The organism is uncultured Cardiobacterium sp., from assembly GCF_938028185.1.
In the GTDB taxonomy this organism is placed as follows: domain Bacteria; phylum Pseudomonadota; class Gammaproteobacteria; order Cardiobacteriales; family Cardiobacteriaceae; genus Cardiobacterium.
This window is the reverse complement of the sequence record NZ_CALJAH010000162.1, coordinates 1-3,625: the sequence shown is the minus strand read 5'-3', so window position 1 is coordinate 3,625 and position 3,625 is coordinate 1. Positions and strand designations below refer to the sequence as shown.

Below are 3,625 nucleotides of genomic sequence, written 5' to 3'. Positions count from 1 at the left end.
TGTGCAGCGCGGCTTCGAGCGAGCCGCCGATGAGGCCGTCTTTGCGCGCGTTTTCTAGCGCGACGTTTACGTCTTCGCGCACGCGGATGAGATCCGCCCAGTAGGCGGCATCAAAGGCGCTGTCGTAACCGGTGAGGCCATCGTAGAAGCGGGCGAGGAAGACGGATTCTGCGCGCGCGCCCGGCATGTGTTGCCAGATTTCTTCGGCGGTGAAGCTCAAGATGGGGGCGAGCCAGCGCACCATTGCTTCGAGGATGTGCCAGATGGCGGTTTGTGCCGAACGACGCGCGCGGTTGTCGGTGGCGATGGTGTATTGGCGGTCTTTGATGATGTCGAGGTAGAAGCCGCCCATTTCGACCGCGCAGAAGTTGAAGAGTTGCTGGTAGATGAGGTGGAATTCGTAGTTTTCGTAGGAGGCAATAATCGCTTTTTGTAGCGCGTCAGCGCGGGCGATGGCGTAGCGGTCAAGTGCGAGCAGGTCTGTGGTTGGCACCGCGTGTTTGGCCGGGTCGAAGTCATGCAGGTTGGCCAAGAGGAAACGGCAGGTGTTGCGGATGCGGCGGTAGGCGTCGGCGCGCTGTTTCAGGATGTTGTCGGAGAGGCTGACTTCGGCGCTGTAGTCGGCAGACGATACCCAGAGGCGAAGGATGTCCGCGCCGAGGGTGTTGATGACTTTTTGCGGTTCAACCACGTTGCCGAGCGATTTGCTCATTTTCCGCCCGCTTTCGTCCACGGTGAAGCCGTGCGTCAGGAGGCCACGATACGGCGGTTTGCCGTCGATGGCGCAGCCGGTGAGCAGCGAGGAATGGAACCAGCCACGATGCTGATCCGAGCCTTCGAGGTAGAGGTCGGCGGGGTAGCCGATGTCCGGGCGCTGGCGCAGCACGGCGTAGTGGGTGGTGCCGGAGTCGAACCAGACGTCGAGGACGTCGTTGAGTTTTTCGTAGTCGGCGAGGTCGGCGGCGGGGATGAGGTCTTCCAGCGCCAGGGTGAACCACGCTTCGATGCCGTCTTTTGCGATGACGGCGGCGGCTTTTTCCATGATGTTGAGGATGTCCGGGTGCAATTCGCCCGTTTCTTTGTGCTGGACGAAGCAGAGCGGCACGCCCCAGTAGCGCTGGCGGGTGATGCCCCAGTCGGGGCGGTCGGCAATCATGTTGGTGAGGCGGCTGCGTCCCCATTCGGGGGTGAAGCGGACGTTTTGCAGACCATCCAGCGCAGTTTGGCGCAGGCCGTTTTTGTCCATGCTGATGAACCATTGCGCGGTGGCGCGGTAGATGGTCGGGCTGTGGTGCCGCCAGCAGTGCGGGTAGCTGTGGCGGATGGTTTCAAAGTGGACGAGGCGGTCTTGGTCGCGCAGGAGCTGCACGACGATTTTCGGGTTGGCCTTGAAGACGTTTTCACCGGCGAAGTAGGGGGTGTCGCTGCTGAAGCTGCCGTCGGGCAGGACGGGATTGACGCTGACTTCGATGCCGTAATGGCGGCAGATTTCAAAGTCTTCGACGCCGTGCGCGGGCGCGGTGTGGACGCAGCCGGTACCGGCATCCAGCGTTACGTGGTCGCCGTTGATGAGGAGCGAATCGCGGTCGATGAAGGGGTGGGCGAGCGGCAGGCGGTCAAGCGCTGCGCCTTTGGCGGTGGCGTGTACGGTCCACGGCGCGCTGATGCTCCAGCGTTCGCGCACGCTGTCAATCATCTCTTGCGCAATGACGAACCAGCGCCCCTCGCCTTCGATGAGGGCGTAGTCGTAGTCGGGGTGGACGCTGACGGCGAGGTTGGCGGGCAATGTCCACGGCGTCGTCGTCCAGATGATGACGTCCACCGCAGGCGGGACAACGTCGCTGCCCATCCGCCGCGCCAGCTCCGCCGGGTCGCGCACGGCAAAGCGGACGTCGATGGATTCGGAGGTTTTGTCTTCGTATTCGACTTCGGCTTCGGCGAGCGAGGAGCGGCAGTCCAAGCACCAGTTCACCGGCTTGAAACCGCGCACCACATGGCCATTAGCGACAATCTCGCGCAGGGCGCGGACGATGCCCGCTTCCGTCTGCGGCTGCATGGTGAGGTAGGGATGCGCCCAGTCGCCGAAGACGCCAAGGCGGATGAAATCGGCTTTTTGCAGCTCGACCTGGCTCGCCGCATAGGCGCGGCAGGCGGCGCGGAATTCGGTGGTGCTGACTTTGGCGCCCGGTTTGCCGATTTGCTGCTCGACCTTCTGCTCAATCGGCAGGCCGTGGCAGTCCCAGCCGGGAATGTAGGGGCTGTTGAAACCGAGCAAATGGCGGGATTTGGTGATGATATCTTTCAGGATTTTGTTGAGCGCATGGCCGACGTGAATGGCGCCGTTGGCATAGGGCGGGCCGTCGTGCAGGATGAATTTCGGCGCATCGGCGAAGGCGGCGCGCTGCTTGCCGTAAATATCGGCCTTTTCCCAGAAGGCGAGCATCTCCGGCTCGCGCTGCGGCAGATTGCCGCGCATCGGGAAGGCGGTTTCGGGGAGGTTCAACGTATCTTTATAGTCTGCCATGAGAGGTTTCCTGATTGATAAAAGCATGGGCGCGGGCGATATCGTCGCGGATTTGCGCCTGCAACGCGGCGGCGTCGGCAAAACGGCGCACGTCGCGCAAATAATGGCGGATGTGAACGCGCAGCGTCTGCCCGTAAAGCGCGGCGTTCTGGTCAAAAACATGCACTTCCAGCTTGCGGCGAATCCCGCCAAACGTGGGCGTGGTGCCGACATTGGCAACACCCCAATGCCAGGCGCCCGGCTGCGGGACGGCTACTTGTACCACATAGACCCCATCCGGTAAACACCACGCCGCAGGCAGGTGCAGGTTGGCCGTCGGCGTCTGCAACACCCGGCCGCGCCCGTCGCCGTGGCGCACCTTGCCGGTAAAGGTGAGGTTGTGGCCGAGCAGCTCGCGCGCCGTATCCAAATCATGCGCGGCAAGCGCCGCACGGATGCGCGAACTGGAAATGCGTCCGCCATTGGCGCGAACCGTTTCCAGCGCCTGCACGCGGAAACCGTATGTATCGGCCAAACGCTGCAACAGCGCAAAATCGCCCTGCCCGCGATAACCAAAGCGGAAATCATCGCCGACCAGCAAAAAACGCAGCCGCAGCGGCAGCAAATAATCGCGGACAAAATCCTCCGGCGCCTTGCGCATCAGCGCATGGGTGAACGAGAGCAACAGCCAGTGCGGCAAGCCCGCTTCGGCGAGCCAATGGGCGCGGTCACGCAGGGGCGTGAGCAACGACGGCGGCTCGCCCGCCACCAGCGCCTTCGGATGCGGGAAAAAACTGAGCAGCACCGGCGCGAGATTGTCGCGTGCCGCTTGCGCCAACAGCGTCTGCAAAATGGCCTGATGGCCACGGTGCACGCCGTCAAAATTGCCGATGGTAAGCGCGACGGGCTGCGGCAGCGCCAACTGCCGCTGCCAACGGTGAATCTGCATGAATCCTCGCGGGTGAAAAAGCGCGCATTATAGAGGACGGCGGGGGAAGCGGTTTACATACAGGGTAGCGGGGAAGGTGTATGTAAACGGCCTTGGCCGTCGCAGGGCGTGGTTACAATTGAAAAATCCCCCTCCCCTGCAGGGCGAAGCCCGCAGCGGGGGAGGGTTGGGGA

General features: G+C 62.7%; 2 protein-coding genes. Both read right to left on the bottom strand.

The window, feature by feature from the left end; genetic code table 11:
* Positions 1-2,524 (bottom strand): isoleucine--tRNA ligase (gene ileS / locus Q0349_RS04890; RefSeq protein WP_298079760.1); only part of this gene is annotated, 2,524 nt, incomplete at its 3' end.
* Positions 2,511-3,452, bottom strand: a complete 942-nt coding sequence (gene ribF / locus Q0349_RS04885) for a riboflavin biosynthesis protein RibF (protein WP_298079759.1) — start codon at positions 3,450-3,452, stop codon at positions 2,511-2,513. The genes ileS and ribF, both read right to left, overlap by 14 nt.
* Positions 3,453-3,625: the final 173 nt, after the last annotated feature.